Raw genomic sequence first — 20,796 nt, forward strand, 5'->3', positions numbered from 1 at the left:
CAAGGCCATCCAAGGAGAGCCGCCGTGCGCAACGAGGGACTGGGGTCGTGGCCCGCCCGCCGGGCCCGCAAGACCCCGCACCGCATCGCCGTCCGCCACGAAGGCGCGACGACCACCTACGCAGAGCTGCACGACCGCACCGCTCGACTGGCCCGCGCGCTGCGCGCGACCGGCGTCCGGCGCGGCGACCGGATCGCCTTCCTCGGGCCCAACCACCCCTCCTTCCTGGAGACCTTCTTCGCCGCCGGTGCGCTGGGCGCCGTCTTCGTCCCGCTCAACACCCGGCTGGCCGGGCCCGAACTCGCCTACCAGCTGGCCGACTCGGGCGCCGGCACACTGATCCACACCCCCGAGCACGCCGAGCTGGTGGCGGGGCTGCGCGACACTGCCGCCCCCGTCCGCACGTACCTCGAAGTCGGTTCGGCATACGAGGAGTTGATCGCGGGCGCCGCGGGCGGGCCGCTGGACGAGCCGGTCTCCGGCGACGACGTGTGCATCATCATGTACACATCCGGCACCACGGGCCGGCCCAAGGGCGCCATGCTCACGCACGCCAACCTCACCTGGAACGCGCTCAACGTCCTCGTCGACACCGACCTCACCACGGACGAGGTGGCGCTCGTCTCCGCGCCGCTGTTCCACACCGCCGGGCTGAACATGCTCACCCTGCCGGTGCTGCTCAAGGGCGGCACCTGCGTCCTGGTGGAGTCCTTCGACCCGGACGCCACCTTCGACCTGATCGCCGAGCACCGGATCACCTTCATGTTCGGCGTGCCCACCATGTTCGAGCGGATCGCGCGCAGCCCGCGCTGGTCCACCGCCGACCTCTCCTCGCTGCGCCTCCTCACCTGCGGCGGCTCCCCCGTCCCCGAGCCGCTGATCGCCGCGTACCAGCAGCGCGGGCTCACCTTCCAGCAGGGCTACGGCATGACCGAGGCGGCGCCCGGCGCGCTGTTCCTGGACGGTGAGCACGCCGTCAGCAAGGCGGGCTCGGCCGGGGTGCCGCACTTCTTCACCGACGTACGGGTGGTACGGCCCGACCTCTCCCCCGCCGGCGTCGGCGAACCCGGCGAGGTGCTGGTGCGCGGCCCGAACGTGATGGCCGGCTACTGGGGTCTGCCGGAGGAGAGCGCGGCCGCCTTCGCGGACGGCTGGTTCCGGACGGGTGACGCGGCCCGGACCGACGCGGACGGCTACGTCACCGTCGTCGACCGCCTCAAGGACATGATCATCTCGGGCGGCGAGAACATCTACCCCGCCGAGGTCGAGGGTGCCCTGCTCGCCCACCCCGACATCGCGGAGTGCGCCGTGATCGGCGTACCGGACGAGCGGTGGGGCGAGGTGCCGCGCGCGGTGGTGGTCCCCCGGGACGACCGCACCGTGGACTCCGCGGAGGTGCTCGCCTCGCTCGCCGGGCGGCTGGCCAAGTACAAGATCCCGAAATCGGTCGTGGTGGCGGACGAACTGCCGCGCACCGCCTCCGGAAAGCTCCTCAAGCCCCGCGTCCGCGCCCTGTACGGCGCGCGCCCACCCCACGGAAACGAACCCCACGGAAACGAAAGAGGAACCTCATGACCGTCACCGTCAACGGCCTCGAAGAACTGAAGAAGCTCGCCGGCAGCGACCTCGGCACCAGCGACTGGCTGGAGGTCACCCAGGACCGCATCGACACCTTCGCCGACGCCACCGGCGACCACCAGTGGATCCACACCGACCCGGAGAAGGCCGCGCAGGGCCCGTTCGGCGCGCCCATCGCGCACGGCTACCTCACCCTCTCGCTGTTCATACCGCTCTTCACCGGCCTCCTGGACGTCCAGGGCGTCACCACGAAGGTCAACTACGGCCTGGACAAGGTGCGGTTCCCCTCCCCCGTCAAGGTCGGCTCGCGCATCCGGCTGGCCGCCACGCTCGCCTCCGTCGACGAGGTGAAGGGCGGGGTGCAGATCGCGGTCGACGGCACGGTCGAGATCGAGGGCGCCGCCAAGCCCGCCTGCGTCCTGCGCAGCCTCTCCCGCTTCCACGGATGACCGCCGTGCGCGAGACGCAGGACGCACGGCAGCTCAGACGCGTCGCGCTCTCCGGGCTGCTCGGCACGGCCGTGGAGTTCTACGACTTCCTGGTCTACGGAACGGTCGCCGCGCTGGTCTTCGGCGACCTGTTCTTCCCCGCGGCCGACCCCGCGGCCGGCACCGTCGCGGCGTTCGGCACCTTCGCCGCCGGGTACGTCGCCCGGCCCCTCGGCGGCATCGTCTTCGGCCACTTCGGCGACCGGCTCGGCCGCAAGTCCATGATGCTGGCGACGATGGTGCTGATGGGCGTCGGCAGCTTCCTCATCGGGCTGCTGCCGACGTACGCCACGATCGGCGTGTGGGCGCCCGTGCTGCTGGTGTTGCTCCGCGTCGTCCAAGGGATCGCGATAGGCGGCGAGTGGGGCGGCGCGACGCTGATGGTCGCCGAGCACGCGGGCGGCCGGCCGCGCGGCCGGTGGACCAGCCTCACCCAGCTGGGTGCCCCGCTCGGCACCGTCCTGTCCACCGCGGTCGTCACCCTCGTCGCCGCCCTGCCGGACGAGCAGTTCCGCGCCTGGGGTTGGCGGGTTCCCTTCCTGCTCAGCCTGGTCCTGCTGTTCGCGGGCCTGTACGTACGGCTGAAGGTCACCGAGAGCCCGCTGTTCCGCGCGCTGAAGGAGGAGCGGGCACCGGCCCGGCTGCCGCTGCTCGACGTGGTGCGCAGGCCGCGCGCCGTACTGATGGCGGCCGGCGCCGGCATCGGGGCGTTCACCGCGCAGTCCCTGCTGACCAGCTTCATGGTGTCCTACGCGGTCGGCCACGGCTTCTCGCGCACCCAGGTCCTCACCGGCGTCACGCTCGCCTCCTGCACCGCCCTGCTGGTCCTGCCCTGCGCCGGGGCGCTGTCCGACCGGTTCGGGCGGCGGCCCGTGGTGCTGGCCGGCGCGGTCCTCTCGGCCGCCACCGCGTTCCCGGTGTTCGCGCTGGTCGACAGCGGCCGTCCCGGACTGCTGATCCTCGCGCTCGTCCTCGGGCACGGCGTCGCCCAGTCCACCATGTACGGGCCGCTGGGGGCGCTGCTCACCGAGATGTTCGGCACCCGGGTCCGCTACACCGGCGCCTCGCTCGGCTACCAGACCGCGACCCTGCTCGGCGCCGGCTTCTCCCCGCTGATCGCCGGCAGCCTCCTCGCCGCGTACGGGAGCAGCACGCCCGTCGCCCTGCTGATGACCGCCGGCGCCGCCGTCACCGCACTCACCGTGTGGCGGGTCCGGGAGACCAGCCGCGACCGGTTCGGCACCGAGCAGTACCAAGAGAACTCGTTCCGACCGGAAGGAGCCCATTGATGAGGGCACGTCATAAGACGGGGATGGCCGCGGCCGTCGCCGCGCTGCTCCTCACCGCCGCGGTGCCGCCCGCGACCGCCGCGCCGGCCGAACCCCGCCACCTCGACGGCACGCTGCCCTCCGGTGCCACGTACGTCATCGACACCCCGGCCCGCTGGAACGGCACCCTGCTGCTGTTCAGCCACGGGTACCGGCCCGCCGGTGCCCCGAACGAGGCGGTGGACGCCTCCGATGAGGCGACCAGGAAGCTGCTGCTCAGCGAGGGCTATGCGCTGGCCGGGTCCTCGTACTCCGCCACCGGGTGGGCCGTCGAGCAGGCGGTGCCCGACCAGCTCGCCACACTGGACGTCTTCGCCCACCGGGTCGGCCCGGCCCGGCGCACGCTCGCCTGGGGCGAGTCCTACGGCGGGCTGGTCACCACCACGATCGCCGAACGGCACCCCGGCCGTATCGACGGCTCGCTGTCCCTGTGCGGCCTCGTCCAGGGCGGCGTCGCCAACTGGAACTCCACCCTCGACCCGGCCTTCGCCCTGAAGACACTTCTCGCGCCCGGCTCCGGCATCCCGCTGACCGGCTTCGCCGACGCCGGCGAGGCGGACCGGGCCGCCGGCCGGCTCGGTGACGTGCTCTCCAAGGCCCAGGGCAGCGCGGCCGGGCGGGCCCGTATCGCACTGGCCGCCGCCCTGCACAACATCCCCGGCTGGAACGATCCGGGCCAGGACCGGCCCGCGCCGGACGACTACGAGGCGCAGCAGGCCAACCAGTACCGCGCCGTCAGCACGATGCTGGTGGACGCCGCCTTCCGGCGCCGCCAGGAGGCCGAACAGCGAGCCGGCGGGAACATGGCCTGGAACACCGGCGTGGACTACGCGGCGATGCTGCGCAGGTCGGCCGGGTACGCGGAGGTCGAGGCGCTGTACCGGTCGGCCGGGCTGTCGCTCGGCAAGGACCTGCGCACGCTCGCGGGCGCACCCCGGATCCAGGCCGACCCCGCGGCCGTCCGCTACATGACCCGCAACGTCGCGTTCACCGGGAAGCTGCGCAAACCGCAGCTGGACGTGCACACCACCGGCGACCCGCTGGTCCCGGTACAGGTGACCGCGGTGCACCGCCGGGCCGTCACGGCCGCCGGATCGGGCGGCCTGCTGCGCCAGGCATTCGTCGACAACGCCGGGCACTGCACGTTCACGCCCGCCGAGCAGCTGGCCGCGCTGCACGCGGTCGACCGCCGGATCGGCACCGGGCGGTGGGACGGCACCTCACCGGTGGACCTCAACGCGGAGGCGCGGCGGGCCGACCCGACGACGGCGGCACGCTACCTCGCCTTCCGGCCGGGACCGTACCCGCGCCCATACGACCTGGCGCACCCGGGCGACGGGCAGTAGGCCCGGCGGGGCGGTTCAGCGGCCGAGCGCCTTGGCCAGCTCGTCCTTGGTCATCGAGGAGCGGCCGTCGATGTTCTTCTCCTTGGCCTCGCGGTAGAGCTGGTCCTTGGTCGGGCCCTTCGGGCCCGTGCGGTTGCCCGAGCGCTGGCCGCCCCGCTCCGGCGCGGACTTCGGGTCCTGCGTGGACTCCTTGCTCGCGCTCTTCGCCTCGCCGGAGCGCGCCCGCTCCTTGTTGACCGTCCGCGCGGCGATCTCCTTCGCCCGGCCGGTGGAGGTGCCCCGCTTCTCGGCGCCTTCCTTGATGTGCTCGTACTGCCGTTCGCGCTTGGCGTTGGAGCCGCTGGGCATCGTGCGCTCCCTTCCTCCCACGGAACGCGCCTCGCGTCCCGCTCGGCTTCTTTCCCGCCCCCCGAGTGCCCGGCACAGCGGCCGTCAATCACGCCGCGCGGCCGCCTGCCAGTCCAGGGTGTCCACCGTGCAGATGTGCGTGTTCATGTTGCGTTCCATCATCCGGAGCGCCGCGTCGGCGAGGTCGGGGTGGATGTGCGCCACGGCATCGTCCGGAACGGTGACCTTCAGGTGGCGGATGTGCGCGTCCAGCGCCGAGTACAGGACGCACTGCTCGGTGACCTGCCCGCACAGCACGACGTGGTCGATGCCCAGCTGCGCGAGCAGATAGGTCATCGGCGTCTCGAAGAAGATCGAGTGCCGGGCCTTGATGATGAACAGCGAGGAGTCGTCCGGGCGGACGGGGTCCACCAGCTCCGCGTGCGGCCCGGCCAGCGCGGTTTCCAGCAGCTCGCCGTGGTGCGAGCGCCACTCGCCGAAGTTGTCGTTGGCGTAGATCACGGGCACGCCGTCCGCGCGTGCCCGGTCGATGAGGCGGACGACGGCGGGCAGCGCCTTGCGCACCGAGGGCAGCAGCAGCTCGGCGTCCTCGTGGTCGTAGGTATTGATCATGTCGATGACGATCAGGGCAGTAGTACTCACGCCTCCCAGAGTTGACCGCCGAGCCGCTCTTCTCACCTCGGACACCCGGTCCGCCTCCCTGCACCGGTCCCGGTACCGCTCCCCCGATCGGCGGGTGTGAGCGGCATGTCGGCGGGCACCCGTCCGCACCAGGGGCAACCCTGAAGGCATTGGTTGCGTACCGAGGAACCGCATTCCGCACCGCACAGCAGACGCCGACGGCTGGAGGACCCATGGGCGTACAGCGGCTGATCCGCGACTGGCCCGTGTACCGGCAGCTCACCGGGAAGGACCCGCTCGGCCGCGGGCGCGCCGCGATGTCCGGGTACACCGAGCAGCTGCGGCCCCGTACGGACTCCGCCGACCGGGTGGTGCAGTCGGTCTGCCCGTACTGCGCGGTCGGCTGCGGGCAGCAGGTGTACGTCAAGGACGAGAAGGTCGTGCAGATCGAGGGCGACCCCGACTCCCCCGTCAGCCGGGGCCGGCTGTGCCCCAAAGGGTCGGCGACGCTCCAGCTGACGACCGGCGACGCGCGGGAGCACCAGGTGCTCTACCGGCGGCCGCACGGTAAGGACTGGGAACCGCTCGACCTCGACACCGCCATGGACATGATCGCCGACCGGGTCATCGAGACCCGCCGCGAGACCTGGCAGTGGGAGGCCGAGGGCGCGCGTGTGGCCCGCACCCTCGGCATCGCCAGCCTGGGCGGCGCCACCCTGGACAACGAAGAGAACTACCTGATCAAGAAGTTGCTGACCGGCCTCGGCATCGTTCAGGTGGAGAACCAGGCACGGGTCTGCCACAGCTCCACGGTCGCCGGCCTCGGCACGTCCTTCGGACGCGGCGGCGCGACCACCTTCATGCAGGACCTCCAACACGCCGACTGCATCATCATCGAGGGCTCCAACTTCGCCGAGGCCCACCCGGTCGGCTTCCAGTGGGTCATGGAGGCCAAGGCGCGCGGCGCGACCCTCATCCACGTCGACCCGCGGTACACCCGCACCAGCGCGCTGTGCGACCTGCACGTACCGCTGCGGGCCGGCACCGACATCGCCTTCCTCGGCGGGATCATCAACCACGTCCTGAGCGAGGGCAAGGAATTCCGCGACTACGTCCTCGCCTACACCAACGCCGCCACCCTGATCAGCGAGGACTACCAGGACACCGAGGACCTGGCCGGTATCTTCTCCGGCCTGGACGAGGAACACCACCGGTACGACGCGGAGACCTGGCAGTACGCGGGCGGCGGCGTGCAGGCCCCGTCCGGCGACGTGGAACAGCGGCACGACCAGCGCCTCCAGAAGGACCCCGAGACCGGGCGCAACCTGCACGATGCGGCGCACGCCGAAACCCACGGCTCGGGCGGCGCCCAGGCCGAGTCCGACCCCGAGCGGGATCCGACGCTGCAGCACCCGCGCTGCGTCTTCCAGATCCTCAAGCGGCACTACGCGCGCTACACGCCCGAGATGGTGGCCGACATCTGCGGCGTCCCCGAGGAGACGTTCCTCCGCGTCTGCGAAGCCCTCACCGCCAACTCGGGCCCCGACCGCACCAGCGCCTTCGCGTACGCGGTGGGCTGGACACAGCACACCGTCGGCTCGCAGTACATTCGCGCGGCCAGCATCCTGCAATTGCTGCTGGGCAACATCGGACGCCCCGGCGGCGGAATCCAGGCGCTCCGCGGCCACGCCTCCATTCAGGGCTCCAGCGACATTCCGACGCTGTTCAACCTGCTGCCCGGATACCTTCCGATGCCGCACGCCCACACCCATGAGGATCTCGACGCGTTCGTCACGGCCAGCCGTACGGACAAAGGATTCTGGGCCAATATGCGGGCCTATTTCGTCAGCCTGCTCAAGGCCTATTACGGGGACGCTGCCCAGCCGGCGAACGACTTCTGCTTCGACCACCTGCCGCGGCTGACCGGATCGCACGGCGCGTACGACATCGTCCTGGCCCAGCTGGACGGCGCCTGCAAGGGCTACTTCCTCATGGGCGAGAACCCGGCCGTCGGCTCCGCCAACACCCGCCTCCAGCGGCTCGGCATGGCCAACCTCGACTGGCTGGTGGTCCGCGACTTCTCCCTCATCGAATCCGCGACCTGGTGGCAGGACGGCCCGGAGATCGAATCGGGGGAGCTGCGCACGGAGGACATCGGCACGGAGGTCTTCTTCCTCCCCGCCGCCTCGCACACCGAGAAGTCCGGCTCCTTCACCAACACCAACCGCTGGCTCCAGTGGCACCACGCCGCCGTCGAGCCGGACGGCGACGCCCGCAGCGACCTGTGGTTCATGTACCACCTCGGACGCCGCATCAAGGAGAAGCTGGCCGATTCCACCGACCCGATGGACCGCGCGATCCAGGACCTGGCCTGGGACTACCCCGTACAGGGCGAGCTGGACGAGCCGGTCGCCGACGCCGTCCTCGCCGAGATCAACGGCCGCGGCCCCGACGGCACCCCGCTCTCCGCGTACACCCAGCTCAAGGACGACGGCTCCACGAGCTGCGGCTGCTGGATCTACTGCGGGGTGTACGCGGACGGCGTGAACCAGGCCGACCGCCGCAAACCGCACAGCGAACAGGACTGGGTCGCCGCCGAATGGGCCTGGGCCTGGCCCGCCAACCGCCGCATCCTCTACAACCGCGCCTCGGCCCGGCCCGACGGCACCCCCTGGAGCGACCGCAAGGCCTACATCTGGTGGGACGCCGAGGCCGGCAGGTGGACCGGGCACGACGTCCCCGACTTCGTCCCCGACAAGGAGCCGGGGTACGTACCGCCGGACGACGCCGAAGGGCCGGACGCGCTGCGCGGTGACGACCCGTTCATCATGCAGGCCGACGGCAAGGGCTGGCTGTTCGCGCCCGCCGGGCTGCTCGACGGGCCGCTGCCCACGCACTACGAGCCGCAGGACTCCCCGTTCACCAACGCCCTGTACCCCGGCCGCTCCCGGTCCCCCGCCCGGCAGCTGCACTCCCGCCCAGGCAACCGCTACCACCCCAGCGGCGACGAACCCGGCGCGGGCACCTACCCGTACGTGGTCACCACCCACCGGCTCACCGAGCACTTCACCGCGGGCGGCATGAGCCGCTGGTCCCCGTACCTCTCCGAACTCCAGCCGGAGTTCTTCTGCGAGGTGTCCCCGGAACTGGCCGCCGAACGCGGCCTCACCCACACCGGCTGGGCCACCATCATCACCGCCCGCAACGCCGTCGAGGCCCGCGTCCTGGTCACCGAGCGGATCAAGTCCCTGCGCGTACAGGGCCGTACCGTGCACCAGATCGGCCTGCCGTTCCACTGGGGCCCCAACGGCACGGTGACCGGCGACGCCGCCAACGAACTGATGGCCATCGCGCTGGACCCCAACGCGCACATCCAGGAGGACAAGGCGCTGACCGCCGACATCCGGCCCGGCCGCCGCCCGCGCGGCCCGGACCTGCCACGGCTGGTCGCCGACTACCGGCGGCGCGCCGGGATCACCGAGCTCACCGGAGGCGAGCACCAGACATGACCGGCGTGTTCTTCGAAACCGGCAGCCTCTTCAGCGGCCCGGAACCCGACCCGGCCGGCGACGCCGGCCACCCCGACCCGCCCGCACGCATGGGCTTCTTCACCGACACCTCCGTCTGCATCGGCTGCAAGGCCTGCGAGGTGGCGTGCAAGGAGTGGAACGCGATCCCCGAGGACGGGCTGTCGCTCACCGGCATGTCGTACGACAACTCCCAGGGCCTGGGCGCCTCCACCTGGCGGCACGTGGCGTTCATCGAGCAGTCCGCACCGCGCCGGGTCCCGGCGGAACCGCCCGCGCCGGACGGACGTACGCAACTCCCACTCGCCGAGGAGGACCCGCAACAGCCCGCCGGGGACATCCGCTGGCTGATGTCCTCCGACGTCTGCAAGCACTGCACGCACGCCGCCTGCCTGGACGTCTGCCCCACCGGCTCGCTCTTCCGCACCGAGTACGGCACGGTCGTCGTGCAGGAGGACATCTGCAACGGCTGCGGCTACTGCGTACCGGCCTGCCCGTACGGCGTGATCGAACAGCGCAAGGACGACGGCCGCGCCTTCAAGTGCACGATGTGTTACGACCGGCTCGGCGCCGGGCAGGAACCGGCCTGCGCCAAGGCCTGCCCCACCGACTCCATCCAGTTCGGCCCGCTGGACGAACTGCGCGAACGCGCCGCCCTGCGCGTCGACCAGCTCCAGGAGGCCGGCGTACCCGAAGCCCGGCTCTACGGGCACGACCCGGAGGACGGTGTCGGCGGCGACGGCGCGTTCTTCCTCCTCCTGGACGAACCCGAGGTCTACGGGCTGCCGCCGGACCCGGTCGTCACCACCCGCGACCTGCCCGCGATGTGGAAGCACGCGGGCGCGGCGGCCCTGTCGGTGGCGGCGGGCGCGGTGACCTCCTTCGTGCTCCCCGCGCTCCTGCGACGGAAGGGACGGCGATGAGCGGGACGACGACCGGCATCCAGGGGAAGGGCCGCAAGGGGCGCCGCGGCAAGGGCGAGGAACTGATGGTGCCGCGCGCGGAGTTCGACTCGTACTACGGCCGCCCCGTCATCAAGGCGCCGTCCTGGAAGGACCGGGACATCGCCGGGTACTTCTTCACCGGCGGCCTCGCCGGCGCCGGCTCGGTGCTGGCCGCGGGCGCCCAGCTGACCGGCCGCCCCACGATGGCGAAGGCCCTGAAGATCTCCTCCCTCGCGGCGATCTCCCTCTCCACGGCCGCCCTGATCAACGACCTGGGCCGCCCCTCCCGCTTCGCCAACATGCTCCGCGTCTGCAAGCCGACCTCTCCGATGAGCGTCGGCTCCTGGCTGCTGGCGGGGTACGGGCCGATGGCGGGTGCCGCGGCCGCGAGCGCGGTGACCGGGTGGCTGCCGCGCGCCGGAGCCGCCGCGACCGGCGCGGCCGCGGTGCTCGGCCCTGCCGTCACCACGTACACCGCGGTGCTCGCTGCCGACACGGCGGTGCCCGCCTGGCACGGCGCACACCGCGAACTCCCGTACCTCTTCGCCGCCTCCGCGACCGCCGCCGCCGCCGGCATGGCCCTGGTGGTCTCCCCCACCCGGGAGACCGGCCCCGCACGGTGCGCGGCGGTACTGGCAGCGGCGGCGGACAAGGCAGCCGCCTCGGCCGCCGAGCGGCGGCTCGGCATGGTCGCCGAGACCTACCGCTCGGGCAAGGCCGGCAAGCTGATGCGCTGCGCCCAGGCGCTCACCGTGGCGGGCGCGGCGACCGCCGGCCTGCTCGGCGGCCGCAGCCGCCCGGCCGCCGTCGCGGGCGGCCTCGCCCTGCTCACCGGCTCCGCCCTCACCCGCTTCGGCGTCTTCCACGCCGGCATGGCCTCGGCGGAGGACCCGAAGTACACGGTGGAGCCCCAACGGGAACGCCGCGGAGAACGGGCGGCGGAGACCGGAAGCAGGGGCCGCAGCCACACCCGCCCCCACTCCCACAGCTAAAGCTCGACGCCGTACAACGATGCCGCGTTGACCGAGGAGAACCGTCGACGTTCCGCGTCGGACGAGAAATGGCTCAGAAAGGCATCGATGTCCTCTCCGGCCGGCCGTTGGAAGGGGTAATCGGTCGAGAAGAGCAGACGGTCGACAGAGGTGACGGCCAGGGCATGCCGCAGGAGTGCCGGGTTCAGCATGCCGGAGGCGGTGAAGTAGAAGTTCGACCGAATGCATTCCAGAACCGAGCGCCGCAACCCGGCGACACGGGAAAGGCTGTCGGCTCGGTCCAGCCAGAACAGCAGCGTCTCCCCCCAGTGGCCGAGCACGACCTGGAGCCCGGGATGACGGTCGAACGTCCCTCGCAGGATCAGCCGCAGTGCCGCTGTCGCGGCGTCCAGGTGCCACCCCCACCCGTAGGTGGCGAGGGCGAGTTCCGTCCTGGGGTCGAATCCGCGGTAGGAAGCGTCACGGACGGCCGCCGAGGGCAGCTGCGGGTGGATGAACACCGGCTGGCCGAGTTCCGCCGCGGCGGTGAAGAAGTCGTCATAGACGGGATCGTCGAGGAACAGGTCTCCCGACCGGCCGTAAATCATGGTGCCTACGTGCCCCATCCTTGCGGCCCTTTCCAGCTCGTCCGCAACATCCTTAGGGGACGACATGGGCAGGGTGGACAAGGCACGGAAACGGCCCGGATGCCGGGCGACGGCTGCCGCGGCCATGTCATTCGCGGCGCGGCTCAGCGGCACAGCCTCGCCGGGCGGCAACGGCTGTGTTCCCGGCGGCGTCAGGGCGAGGACCGACAGGTCGATGCCTTGAGCGTCCATGGCTGCGACGCGGCCGGCCCCCAGGTCCTCCAAGCATTGCTGATGGTCACCCGTCTCGTTGAGGAGAAGGCTCTCGTCGGGACGGTGCGCGGCGCGAAGTGCGGACGTCAGTTCCGGCATCATCCAGTGTTCTTCGACAGCGATGAGAGGAGCGGTCCTCATCTGTGTGCGGTCTCCTGAAGGGTCGCCACCGCACGCATCCGAGGCGGCGAGTGGCTATGAGAGCGGCCAGTGGCTATGAGGGCGGCGCGCGGGCCGGAGCGGGTCGCGTGGTGACGCCGCCGACAGCGCCGCGCGTACGGTTCGGCAGGGCTCACCAGGGGACGGTCCGGCCCGAGCGGTCCAAATACTCCAGGCCGGGCGTGCCCAGCTTGGCCAGCAGGACATCCACCAGTAGCGGGACGCTCTCCTCGACGGTGTACGGTGCGTCCGGTCCCCCGAGTGCGGTGCGTATCCAGCCCGGCGCCAGGAGGACGAAGCCGCGCTGCGTCGCGGCCTGCCGGACCGCGAAGCTGCGCATGAACATGTTCAGGGCCGCCTTGCTTCCCCGGTAGACCTCGCGTCCCCCCTTCGTGTTGTGCGTGATGCTGCCTTGCCCGGACGACATCACTCCGATGAGTCCGGTGGCGGTGACAAGGTCTTCGAGCGCTTCGATGACGCGCATGGGGCTGAGTGCGTTGGTGACCATCACCTCGACGAAGTCGGCTGTCGGTACCGCGCCGATCGGTGCCGACTCGTTGTTCGTGGTGCCTGCGTTGACGAAGAGCAGGTCGAGCCGGTGCCGCGCGAGGCGTTCGTGCAGGGGTGCCAGCTGGTCGGGCTCGTTGATGTCGAGATGTTCGATGGTGACGCGTCCGTCGGCCCGGTCCGCGAGATCGTGCAGGGGCGTGCGGGCCGTGGTGTCGCGGACCGTGCCGATGACGCTCCAGCCCCGGTCGAGGAATTCGGCCGCCATCGCGTGGCCGAGGCCGCGCGAGGCACCGATGATGAGAGCGGTCGGCCTGCTCTGCCCGGTGTCAGTCGATGACATCCAGCGTCATCTCCGTTCTGTACGTGGTGAGTTCTGGTGAGTTCTTCGTGTGTGTCACCGGGACCCGAGGGCGGTGTCGGTCGGTGATGCCGTGCCGGCTCTGCAGCCGTGCGAGCCGTATGTGGCGAGTGTGTCCGCCGCGGCGTCGCCGGAGCGAGCCGAAGGGGCCTGTCCGTAGGATTCCCCTCATGCCAGGTGCATCCATGTCCGAATCCCTCACCGTGCAGCCGGACGATGTGCGAATCATTCGCGCACTGCAGATCGCTCCGCGGGCTTCCTTCGCCTCGATGGCGGTCGCGCTCGGTCTCACGGAAAGCGCCGTGAACCGCCGGTACCGGCGTCTGCGCGCCGAGGGCGTCATCCGCGTCGCCGGTATGGTCAACCCGGGGGCGCTGGGACAGAGCAGGTGGCTGGTGCGGCTCCGCTGCCGTCCCGGCAGCGTCGCAGCGATCGCCGACGCGCTGGCCAAGCGCGACGATGTCAACTGGGTCGCCCTGGGCGCTGCGGGCTGCGAAGTCACCTGCGCGATCCAGTCACGGACGCGGGAACAGCGCGAGAACCTGCTCGGTCAACGGCTTCCGCGTACCGCGGCGGTGCTCGACATCAACGCCTACGCTGTACTCCGACAGTTCGTGGGAGGGCGCGGCCACTACTGGACCGCCCTCCAAGGCGTGCTGTCCCCGGAGGAGGAGGCCATGCTCGGGAGCGACGGTCCGCCGTTCACCGAATCCCCCGTGGTCGCTCGCGATCCCGTACACCTCACCACTGAGGATGAGAAGATCCTCGGCGCGCTCGCCGCGGACGGTCGCGCCAGTCTCGTCGACCTCGCCGCAGCGGCGGATTCCACTCCGGGGCGGGTGTCACGTCGTCTCAGCGCCTTGCTCCGGCGCCGCGTCGTCCACATCGATGTCGAGATCGCCGCAGTCGCTCTGGGGTATCGCGCTCGGGCCAACCTGTGGCTGCGCGTGCACCCGTCGGCGGTGAAGTCGGTCGGGCGCACACTTGCGCAGGAGCCCGAGATCGCCTTCGCCGCGGCGATCTCGGGGCCCTGCAACGTCCACGCGGTCGCGCACTGCCGGGACCTCGATGAGCTGTTCGAGTTCACGTCCGATCGCATCGGTTCCTTGGCCGGCCTGGAGAGTATGGAGATCTCGCCTGTGCTGCAGCACGTCAAGCAGGCCGGCACGCTGCTGTCCGGCGATCGCCTCGTCGAGCCGTCTACAGCGCCCGGAGTTCGTCGAGCAGGTTCTTCTGGGCCCAGTCGATGAACGGTTCCTGCTGGTCGCCGCCGATCTGGACGAGGGCGATCTCGGTGAAGCCGGCGTCCGCGTACGGCTTGACCGCCTTCACGAACGTCTCGACGTCGTCCCCGCACGGGATCGCCTCGGCGATGTCCTCCTTGCGGATGTACTGCGTGGCGCCGCTGAAGCCGGACGGCCCCGGCAGCTCGGAGTTGACCGGCCAGCCGCCGAGCATCCAGCGGAACTGGTCGTGCGCCCGGGCGATCGCCGCGTCCCGGTCGGTGTCGTAGCAGACCGGGATCTGTCCGACGCGCGGCTTGCCCTTGCCGCCGTGCTCGTCGAACTTCCGCAGCAGCTCGCTCTTCGGCTCGGTGGCGATCACCAGGTCGCCGAGGCGGCCCGCGATCGCGCAGGAGCGGCCGCCGGACACCGCGACGCCGATCTCCGGCAGCTTCTCCGGCAGATCCCACAGCATGGCCTGGTCCACGTCGAAGTACTCGCCGTGGTACGTCACCTCGTCACCGGAGAACAGCGCCCGAATGATCTCGATGGCCTCCTCCAGCTTCTCCAGCCGGACCGGTGCCGTGGGCCAGCCCTGCCCGACGACGTGCTCGTTGAGGCTCTCGCCCGAGCCGAGGCCGAGCCGGAACCGGCCCTCCGCGAGCAGCTGCATCGTCGCGGCCTTCTGGGCGACGACCGCGGGGTGGTACCGGGTCGTGGGGCAGGTCACGTACGTCATCAGGGGAATGCGGGAGGTGGCCTGCGCCGCGGCGCCCAGGACGCTCCAGGCGTACGGAGCGTGGCCCTGGGATTCCAGCCAGGGGAAGTAATGGTCCGAGGTGACCGAGAAATCAAAACCGGCTCGTTCGGCCATGACCACATGGTCGACAAGTTCGCGCGGGCCCGCCTGCTCGGTCATCATCGTGTAACCGATGTCCACCATCGTCACTCACCTTTTCGCCTTCGGTCCGGTTGCGGAAATACCTCCGCGGTTCTCATTCATCGAACCGGGTACACGCTCCGTTGATGCGTATTACCGATCGATCGCAACCCTCGCGTCCCCCGAATGGCGGCGGTGATTCATGGTGAAGCGAAAGGATTCCGACGGCCGTACCCGAGTGACCGTTGTCGTGGCACTCGCGGCGAATCTCCTCATCGCGCTCGCAAAGGCCGTCGGCGGTCTGCTGTCCGCCTCGCCCGCGCTGCTGTCGGAGGCGGCGCACTCCGTCGCGGACAGTCTGAACGAGCTGTTCCTGCTCGCCGCGCTGCGCCGCAGCCGCCGCCCCGCCGACCGCCGGCACCCCTTCGGGTACGGCATGGAGCGCTATTTCTGGGCGCTGCTGGCCGCGGTGGGCATTTTCGTGATGGGCGGCTGCTTCTCCTTCTTCCAGGGGGTCGACGCGCTGCGCGAGGGTTCGCACGAGTCGCCGAGCGGCTATACGGCCGGGCTGATCGTGCTGGGCGTAGCGTTCGTCGCGGAGGGCAGTTCGCTGGTCCGTGCGGTGTATCAGCTGCGGGTGCAGAAGGCCGGGGAGAGCGATCCGGCGCTGCGTACGGTGCTCGCGGAGGACGGTGCGGCGGTGCTGGGCGTGCTGCTGGCGGCGGGCGGCATGGTGCTGCATCTGGTGACGGGCGATGCGGTGTGGGAGGCGTCGGCGTCCTTCGCGATCGGGGTGCTGCTGGTGTTCGTGGCGTACCGGCTCGGCAAGGAGGCCCGGGACCGGCTGATCGGTGAGTCGGTCGCCCCGGAACTGCGGGACAGCATCGAGGAGTTGCTGGTCGGGCAGCCGGAGGTGGACAACGTCGCGGAGCTGCTGACGATGCGGCTCGGTGAGGACAGCTGGCTGCTGGCGGCCCGGATCGATCTGGCACCGGGGTTGGACAGCGAGCGCGTGGAACTGGTCTGTGTGCGGATCAAGCGGGAGGTCGAGCGCACGTGGCCGCAGGCGGATCAGGTCTTCCTCGACATCACGGAGGCTCCGGCGGGCGTCGAGGGTGCTTCGGTGGCGAGTGATGTCTCGGGGGTCGCGGGCGGTTGACCGCCGGTTTCCGTGGCGGCGGGCTACTGCTGTTGCTGCGGGGGCCGTAGTCTCGGGTTGCCTTGACGTGGTCAGGGCGACCCGTGCGCGTTCCGGCTCAGCGAGGTGGCTCTTGCCCGGTCTGTGGGAGTTGGCGTACACCACGGCGGGCGGCGTCGTCGGCGCGGTGGTGACCACGTACGTCGCGGGGCATCACGAGCGCCGGCAGCTCCGTGCCACCGTCCAGCAGCAGCTCCTCCGCCTGGCGGGGGTGCGGGACGGTCTGGCGGACGTCGTGCGGCGACCGGGTCGGGCGGGACGTTCCGCTCGGTATCCCGGTGGCCGGCGGCCGCGCGTCTCGGACGAGCTGGGGCTGTCGGTACTGCTGGCGGACGGCGGTGACGCGGAGCGCGCTGCGCGGGAGGCCGTCGAGGGGCTCGTGGTGGCCGCGCTCTCGGCCGGGGTACCGCGCCGGGTGCTGGATTTCGCGGGCGGCGGCGAGGAGCGCGCGCTGCAGTGTGAGGTCATCAGGATCGTCGACCACCGTCTCGGGGGTGTACTGGGCGATCCTCTGACGGAGTTGACGGAGATGTGCGACGGCTACCGGCAGGCGACCGCCCAGCTGCTGTTGCAGGCGCTGTGGCATCCGTGGCGGAGCAGGTGGCGCAGGGCCGCGCGGATCCGTGCGCTGCGTGAGCGGGCGGCGGCGTTGCACCGCCGGCAGGTGGCGGCGGTGGCGGTGCTGGCCCGGCCGGAGTTCCTGGACCGGCTCTGAGCTGCTCCGCTCGCCGCTGTGCCGGTCTCCCCTGCCTCCGCGCGCAGGCGCACGCAGGCGAAAAGGTGTGGCCGGGTTGCTCGCTGCTCGATACGGTCGCGGCCATGCTGACCGAGTGGCTCGACGGGTGAGGAACGTATCCGTGTCCACCGTCCCCGTGGCGCGCAAGGGCGGACGCTCCTGGGCCCTGCTGTTCGTGCTGTGCGGCACGATCTTCCTCGAGGGCAGTGATGTCGCCATGCTGGCGGTCGCCGTCCCCAGCATCCGCGCCGACCTCGGTCTGACCACCGGCACCGCGGCGTGGGTGATGAGCGGCTACGTGCTGGGGTACGCCGGTTCCACCCTGCTCGGCGGCCGCGCCGCCGATCTGTTGGGCAGGCGGCGGATGCTCCTCGCCTGGCTGGGCGTCTTCCTGGTCTTCTCCGCGTTGGGCGGCTTCGCGACCGTCGGCTGGATGCTGGTCGTGGCGCGGTTCGTCACCGGCGTGGCGGCGGCCTTCATGACCCCTGCCGCCATGTCGATCATCACGACCTCGTATCCCCAAGGGCCGCAGCGTGACAAGGCTTTGCTGGTCTTCGCCGGCTTCGGAGCCGGCGGCTTCTCGTCGGGCCTGGTCATCGGCGGTTTGCTGACCGAAGTCGGTTGGCGGTGGGTGTTCTTCACCCCGATGCTCGTGGTCGGCGCGCTGTTGCCGGCGGCGTTCGCGCTGGTGCCGGCCGAGGTACGTCCCGAGCCTGTCCGGCGCGGTTACGACCTGGTCGGCGCGGCCAGCGCTGCCGCCGCGATGCTGCTGTTCGCCTACGGCATCGTCCGGTTGGAGCACCGCGGTGACGGGTTCGGGCCGACCCTCGGTGCAGTGGCCGCCGGGCTGGCGCTGGTGGTGGTGTTCATCGTGACCGAGCGGCGCGCCGAAGCGCCGCTCGTCCGGCTGGGGCTTTTCCGGAAGGTCGCGATGGTGCGGGCCGATCTCGCCGCGCTGCTCTTCCTGGGCGCGTCCTTCGGCTTCCAGTTCCTCCTGACGCTCTATCTGCAGGAGGTGCGCGGCTGGTCCGCGCTGCAGACCGCGTTCGCGCTGATCGCCATGGGCTGCGACGCCGTGCTCGCGCCCGTCCTCACCCCGCGCCTGGTGGCCCGTTACGGCCACAGTCGGGTGGTCCTCGGCGGCTTCCTGCTGGCGGTCGTGGCCTACGGGCTCTTCCTGCCGGTCGGAGTGGACCGGTCCTACGCGGCGATGTTCCCGAGCCTGCTCCTTTCGGGTGTCTCCTTCGCCCTCGCCTACGGTCCGCTCACCATCGCGGCGACCGACAGTGTGGCTCAGGAGGAGCAGGGCCTGGCCGGCGGGCTGTTCTACACGTTCACCCAGTTCGGTTCGGCGGTGGGGATCTCCGCGGTGACCGCGGTGTACGGGGTTGTCGCGGCCGGCACCGATGGCTCTTCGGACGGGGTGCTGGATGCCTACCGCACCGCACTCGTCGTTCCGGTGGTGATGGTGCTGTTGGGGGCGGTGGTCACCGGCCTCGGCCTGCGCGGCGCCCGGCCCGTCGCGGGCCGGCGCAGGGGTGCGCCGCCCGTGGCCCGCAACGGGGTCGGCGACGGCGTTTCAGAGCAGGCCGGTCAGTGCGAGGGCGCCCAGGAGCGTGGTGCCGGCCAGAGTCCAGGCGACGTAGTCGCCGATGTGGCCGGAGTGGAGCAGGCGGAGGGGGTCGAGCCAGTGGCGGCTGCGGGTGTGCTGGGGGCGGCGTACGGCGAGGACGGCGAGGCCCGCGGCCACGGCGGCGGAGAGCAGGCCGAGGAGGATGCCGGGGGCTGACCAGTGGGGTGGGGTGAGGGCCACGGTGACGCCGGGGGCGGCTTCGTCGGCGGCGCTGCCCACCGCGCTGTGCAGGGCGGGTAGGACGCCGGCGAGGAGGGCGCCGACGAGGAGTACGCCGGGGACGGCGAGCATGGTGGCGGGTACCCGGGTGAGTTGTTGTTCGGTCTCGGGTCGTTCGCCTTCGCCGCTGGTCTCGCGTTCCTCGCCGGCGGCGGGCGGGGTGCCGTGGCCGCCGAAGACGCGGGCGGCGACGCGGAGTACCGCTCCCCCGGTGACGGCGGAGACGAGGACGAAGAGGGCGGTGAGCCAGGGTCCGGCGGCCTCTTCGGTGACGGCTTTGCCCAGTGCGGTGCCGAAGGGCGGGAGTCCGGCGAGGGCGAGCCCGCCGGCGGTGAAGCAGGCGGCGGTGAGGCGGAGTTCGCGGGCGCGGCCGTGCAGGGCGTACTCGTCGATGGAGCCGTAGCGGTCGAGGAGGATGCCGGCGCAGGCGAAGAGCGCGGCCTTCACTCCGGCGTGGCCGATGAGGTAGAGGGCGGTGCCGCCGGTGGCTTCGGGGGCGAGCAGGGCGAGGCCGATGAGGAAGAGGCCGGTGTGCGCGACGGTGGAGAAGGCCAGCAGCCGTTTGATGTGGCGCTGGTACCAGCACATGAGGGCGCCGACGGCGGCGGAGAGCACGCCGAAGGTGAGGAGGGTGTGGGCGACGGTTTCGGGTGGGATGCCGCCGGGTCCGCTGAAGATCGTCCAGTAGATGCGTGCGGTGCCGTAGACGCCGAGTTCGACCATGACGCCGGAGAGCAGCATGCAGACGGGGGTGGGGGCGACGGCGTGGGCGTCGGGGAGCCAGAAGTGGAAGGGGACGGCGGCGGCTTTGACCAGGAGACCGGTGAGGAGGAGGACGAAGGCGGCGAGGACGAGTGCGTCGGGGGCGCCGCGGGCGTCGAGTGCGGCGCCGATGTGGCGCATGGCGAGTTCGCCGGTGCGGGCGTAGAGCAGGCCGACGCCCATGAGCATGGCGTAGGCGCCGAGGGAGTTGACGACGCCGAAGGTGAGGCCGCCCTGGACGGCTTTGGCGGCTTCGACGCGGTAGCCGGTGAGGGCGTAGGCGACGACGCCCATGAGTTCGAAGAAGACGAAGGCGTTGAAGAGGTCGCCGGTGAGGACGAAGCCGCACATGCCGGCCTGGAAGAGGAGGACGAGGGCGGGGAAGGAGCCGGCGTGTTTGCGGGGTGGTTCGTCGAAGTAGCGCCAGGAGTAGACGAGGACGGCGAGGACGAGGAGGGAGACGAGGGCCGCCGTGCCGAGGGCGAGGCGGTCGGCGTGGAGGACGATGCCGACGCTGTGTCCGTTGCGGGGCGTCCAGGCGCCGAGCCAGTCGATGACGGGCGAGGGTGCGTGCAGGAGCAGGTGGAGGGCGAGGGCCGCGGTGGCGGCGGCGAGGGCACAGGCGAGGGCTTCGGCGGCGGGGCGGGGGACGAAGCGTCCGGCGGCGACGAGGAGGGCGGCGCCGAGGAGTGGGGTGACGATGACGAGCGGCAGCAGGTGGTTCATCCGCGCAGCTCCGAGAGTTCGTCCGGGTCGAGGGTGTGGTGCCGTTTGGCGACCTGTATGACCAGGGCGAGGAGGAGTGCGGTGACGGTGGCGCCGACGACGACGTCGGTGAGGGCGAGGGCCTGGACGACGGGGTCGACGACGGGCCGGGTGTGGGGGGTGAGGTCGGCGAAGACGGGTGCGGTGCCGCTGTGGCGGTAGCCGACGGAGAGCAGCAGGACGTAGGTGGCGGCCTGGCAGACGGCGAGGCAGCCGACGGCGTGGATGAGGTTGCGGCTGGTGGCGAGGCCGTAGCAGCCGACGAGGAAGATCCAGGCGGCGACGAGGTAGGGCAGGACGTCCATCATGGCGTCCGCCTCCTCTCCGCCGTGCGCGTCGGGT

At 71.3% G+C, this 20,796-nt stretch carries 17 protein-coding genes and 1 pseudogene; 11 read left to right on the forward strand and 7 right to left on the reverse strand.

Going from position 1 to position 20,796, the window contains the following annotated elements:
- The first annotated feature begins 24 nt into the window (after positions 1–24).
- The 4 genes from menE to IF20_RS02740 are packed head-to-tail and all read left to right on the forward strand — an operon-like array spanning position 25 to position 4,740.
- Positions 25–1,575 (forward strand): o-succinylbenzoate--CoA ligase, encoded by a 1,551-nt coding sequence (gene menE, locus IF20_RS02725; protein ID WP_052863239.1) that lies wholly within the window; start codon positions 25–27, stop codon positions 1,573–1,575.
- Positions 1,572–2,027, forward strand: coding sequence for a MaoC family dehydratase (locus IF20_RS02730; protein ID WP_052863240.1), 456 nt, complete (start codon positions 1,572–1,574; stop codon positions 2,025–2,027). The genes menE and IF20_RS02730 overlap by 4 nt, the downstream gene beginning before the upstream one ends.
- Positions 2,024–3,355, forward strand: coding sequence for an MFS transporter (locus IF20_RS02735; RefSeq protein ID WP_052863241.1), 1,332 nt, complete (start codon positions 2,024–2,026; stop codon positions 3,353–3,355). Before IF20_RS02730 ends, IF20_RS02735 begins: the two co-directional genes overlap by 4 nt.
- A complete protein-coding gene (locus IF20_RS02740) occupies positions 3,355–4,740 on the forward strand; it encodes an alpha/beta hydrolase family protein (RefSeq protein ID WP_052863242.1) in 1,386 nt (461 codons plus the stop codon). Before IF20_RS02735 ends, IF20_RS02740 begins: the two co-directional genes overlap by 1 nt.
- 15 nt (positions 4,741–4,755) lie before the next feature.
- Here the strand turns inward: IF20_RS02740 and IF20_RS02745 are convergent, their stop codons facing one another.
- The gene (locus tag IF20_RS02745; protein WP_052863243.1) at positions 4,756–5,088 is read right to left on the reverse strand and encodes a hypothetical protein; all 333 of its coding nucleotides are present in this window, start codon (positions 5,086–5,088) and stop codon (positions 4,756–4,758) included.
- Between the two features lie 84 nt (positions 5,089–5,172).
- Positions 5,173–5,730, reverse strand: a complete 558-nt coding sequence (locus tag IF20_RS02750) for a cysteine hydrolase family protein (protein WP_052863244.1) — start codon at positions 5,728–5,730, stop codon at positions 5,173–5,175.
- 212 nt (positions 5,731–5,942) lie between these two features.
- On the opposite strand from IF20_RS02750, the gene fdh reads away from it, so the two are divergent.
- The 3 genes from fdh to nrfD are packed head-to-tail and all read left to right on the forward strand — an operon-like array spanning position 5,943 to position 11,172.
- Positions 5,943–9,218, forward strand: coding sequence for a formate dehydrogenase (gene fdh / locus IF20_RS02755; protein WP_052863245.1), 3,276 nt, complete (start codon positions 5,943–5,945; stop codon positions 9,216–9,218).
- Complete coding sequence (locus IF20_RS02760) at positions 9,215–10,159, forward strand: 4Fe-4S dicluster domain-containing protein (protein ID WP_052863246.1); 945 nt, start codon at positions 9,215–9,217, stop codon at positions 10,157–10,159. The genes fdh and IF20_RS02760 overlap by 4 nt, the downstream gene beginning before the upstream one ends.
- The gene (nrfD, locus tag IF20_RS02765; RefSeq protein ID WP_052863247.1) at positions 10,156–11,172 is read left to right on the forward strand and encodes an NrfD/PsrC family molybdoenzyme membrane anchor subunit; all 1,017 of its coding nucleotides are present in this window, start codon (positions 10,156–10,158) and stop codon (positions 11,170–11,172) included. Before IF20_RS02760 ends, nrfD begins: the two co-directional genes overlap by 4 nt.
- On the opposite strand, the gene IF20_RS02770 is transcribed toward nrfD, so the two are convergent.
- Together IF20_RS02770 and IF20_RS02775 are read right to left on the reverse strand one after the other, a co-directional pair.
- Entirely contained in the window at positions 11,169–12,152 is a 984-nt protein-coding gene (locus tag IF20_RS02770) for an amidohydrolase family protein (protein WP_052863248.1), read from the reverse strand. The genes nrfD and IF20_RS02770 overlap by 4 nt on opposite strands.
- A gap of 151 nt (positions 12,153–12,303) precedes the next feature.
- The gene (locus IF20_RS02775; RefSeq protein ID WP_052863249.1) at positions 12,304–13,020 is read right to left on the reverse strand and encodes an SDR family oxidoreductase; all 717 of its coding nucleotides are present in this window, start codon (positions 13,018–13,020) and stop codon (positions 12,304–12,306) included.
- Between the two features lie 203 nt (positions 13,021–13,223).
- Here IF20_RS02775 and IF20_RS02780 point away from each other — a divergent pair, with 203 nt between their 5' ends.
- Positions 13,224–14,288 (forward strand): Lrp/AsnC family transcriptional regulator, encoded by a 1,065-nt coding sequence (locus IF20_RS02780; protein ID WP_234426459.1) that lies wholly within the window; start codon positions 13,224–13,226, stop codon positions 14,286–14,288.
- Here the strand turns inward: IF20_RS02780 and IF20_RS02785 are convergent.
- Complete coding sequence (locus IF20_RS02785; RefSeq protein ID WP_052863251.1) at positions 14,239–15,204, reverse strand: LLM class F420-dependent oxidoreductase; 966 nt, start codon at positions 15,202–15,204, stop codon at positions 14,239–14,241. The two genes, IF20_RS02780 and IF20_RS02785, sit on opposite strands and share 50 nt — an antisense overlap.
- 139 nt (positions 15,205–15,343) lie before the next feature.
- On the opposite strand from IF20_RS02785, the gene IF20_RS02790 reads away from it, so the two are divergent.
- The 3 genes and pseudogenes from IF20_RS02790 to IF20_RS37270 form a co-directional block, all read left to right on the forward strand.
- Positions 15,344–16,300 carry a cation diffusion facilitator family transporter gene (locus tag IF20_RS02790; RefSeq protein ID WP_199896455.1) on the forward strand — a complete coding sequence of 319 codons (957 nt, stop codon included), beginning with the start codon at positions 15,344–15,346 and terminating at the stop codon, positions 16,298–16,300.
- Positions 16,301–16,412: 112 nt separating this feature from the next.
- Complete coding sequence (locus tag IF20_RS02795; protein WP_234426460.1) at positions 16,413–17,054, forward strand: hypothetical protein; 642 nt, start codon at positions 16,413–16,415, stop codon at positions 17,052–17,054.
- A gap of 142 nt (positions 17,055–17,196) precedes the next feature.
- A pseudogene (locus tag IF20_RS37270) lies at positions 17,197–18,669 on the forward strand (MFS transporter); the annotation flags it as partial.
- On the opposite strand, the gene IF20_RS39765 reads toward IF20_RS37270, so the two are convergent.
- Both IF20_RS39765 and IF20_RS02805 read right to left on the reverse strand, forming a co-directional pair.
- On the reverse strand, positions 18,655–20,415 hold the full coding sequence (locus IF20_RS39765) for a complex I subunit 5 family protein (protein WP_052863252.1): 1,761 nt from the start codon (positions 20,413–20,415) through the stop codon (positions 18,655–18,657). The pseudogene IF20_RS37270 and the gene IF20_RS39765 sit on opposite strands and share 15 nt — an antisense overlap.
- The gene (locus IF20_RS02805; protein ID WP_052863253.1) at positions 20,412–20,762 is read right to left on the reverse strand and encodes a sodium:proton antiporter; all 351 of its coding nucleotides are present in this window, start codon (positions 20,760–20,762) and stop codon (positions 20,412–20,414) included. The genes IF20_RS39765 and IF20_RS02805 overlap by 4 nt, the downstream gene beginning before the upstream one ends.
- Positions 20,763–20,796 lie beyond the last annotated feature (34 nt).

This window comes from Streptomyces niger (assembly GCF_000718305.1).
GTDB classification, from domain to species: Bacteria; Actinomycetota; Actinomycetes; order Streptomycetales; family Streptomycetaceae; genus Streptomyces; species Streptomyces niger.

Coding starts and splice junctions, on each gene's coding strand:
- IF20_RS39765 (WP_052863252.1), bottom strand. CDS start 20,415: ATGAACCACCTGCTGCCGCTCGTCATCGTCACCCCACTCCTCGGCGCC.
- IF20_RS02770 (WP_052863248.1), bottom strand. CDS start 12,152: ATGAGGACCGCTCCTCTCATCGCTGTCGAAGAACACTGGATGATGCCG.
- IF20_RS02790 (WP_199896455.1), top strand. CDS start 15,344: ATGGTGAAGCGAAAGGATTCCGACGGCCGTACCCGAGTGACCGTTGTC.
- IF20_RS02745 (WP_052863243.1), bottom strand. CDS start 5,088: ATGCCCAGCGGCTCCAACGCCAAGCGCGAACGGCAGTACGAGCACATC.
- IF20_RS02735 (WP_052863241.1), top strand. CDS start 2,024: ATGACCGCCGTGCGCGAGACGCAGGACGCACGGCAGCTCAGACGCGTC.
- IF20_RS02785 (WP_052863251.1), bottom strand. CDS start 15,204: ATGGTGGACATCGGTTACACGATGATGACCGAGCAGGCGGGCCCGCGC.
- IF20_RS02775 (WP_052863249.1), bottom strand. CDS start 13,020: ATGTCATCGACTGACACCGGGCAGAGCAGGCCGACCGCTCTCATCATC.
- IF20_RS02730 (WP_052863240.1), top strand. CDS start 1,572: ATGACCGTCACCGTCAACGGCCTCGAAGAACTGAAGAAGCTCGCCGGC.
- IF20_RS02740 (WP_052863242.1), top strand. CDS start 3,355: ATGAGGGCACGTCATAAGACGGGGATGGCCGCGGCCGTCGCCGCGCTG.
- IF20_RS02760 (WP_052863246.1), top strand. CDS start 9,215: ATGACCGGCGTGTTCTTCGAAACCGGCAGCCTCTTCAGCGGCCCGGAA.
- nrfD (WP_052863247.1), top strand. CDS start 10,156: ATGAGCGGGACGACGACCGGCATCCAGGGGAAGGGCCGCAAGGGGCGC.
- IF20_RS02805 (WP_052863253.1), bottom strand. CDS start 20,762: ATGATGGACGTCCTGCCCTACCTCGTCGCCGCCTGGATCTTCCTCGTC.
- fdh (WP_052863245.1), top strand. CDS start 5,943: ATGGGCGTACAGCGGCTGATCCGCGACTGGCCCGTGTACCGGCAGCTC.
- IF20_RS02780 (WP_234426459.1), top strand. CDS start 13,224: ATGTCCGAATCCCTCACCGTGCAGCCGGACGATGTGCGAATCATTCGC.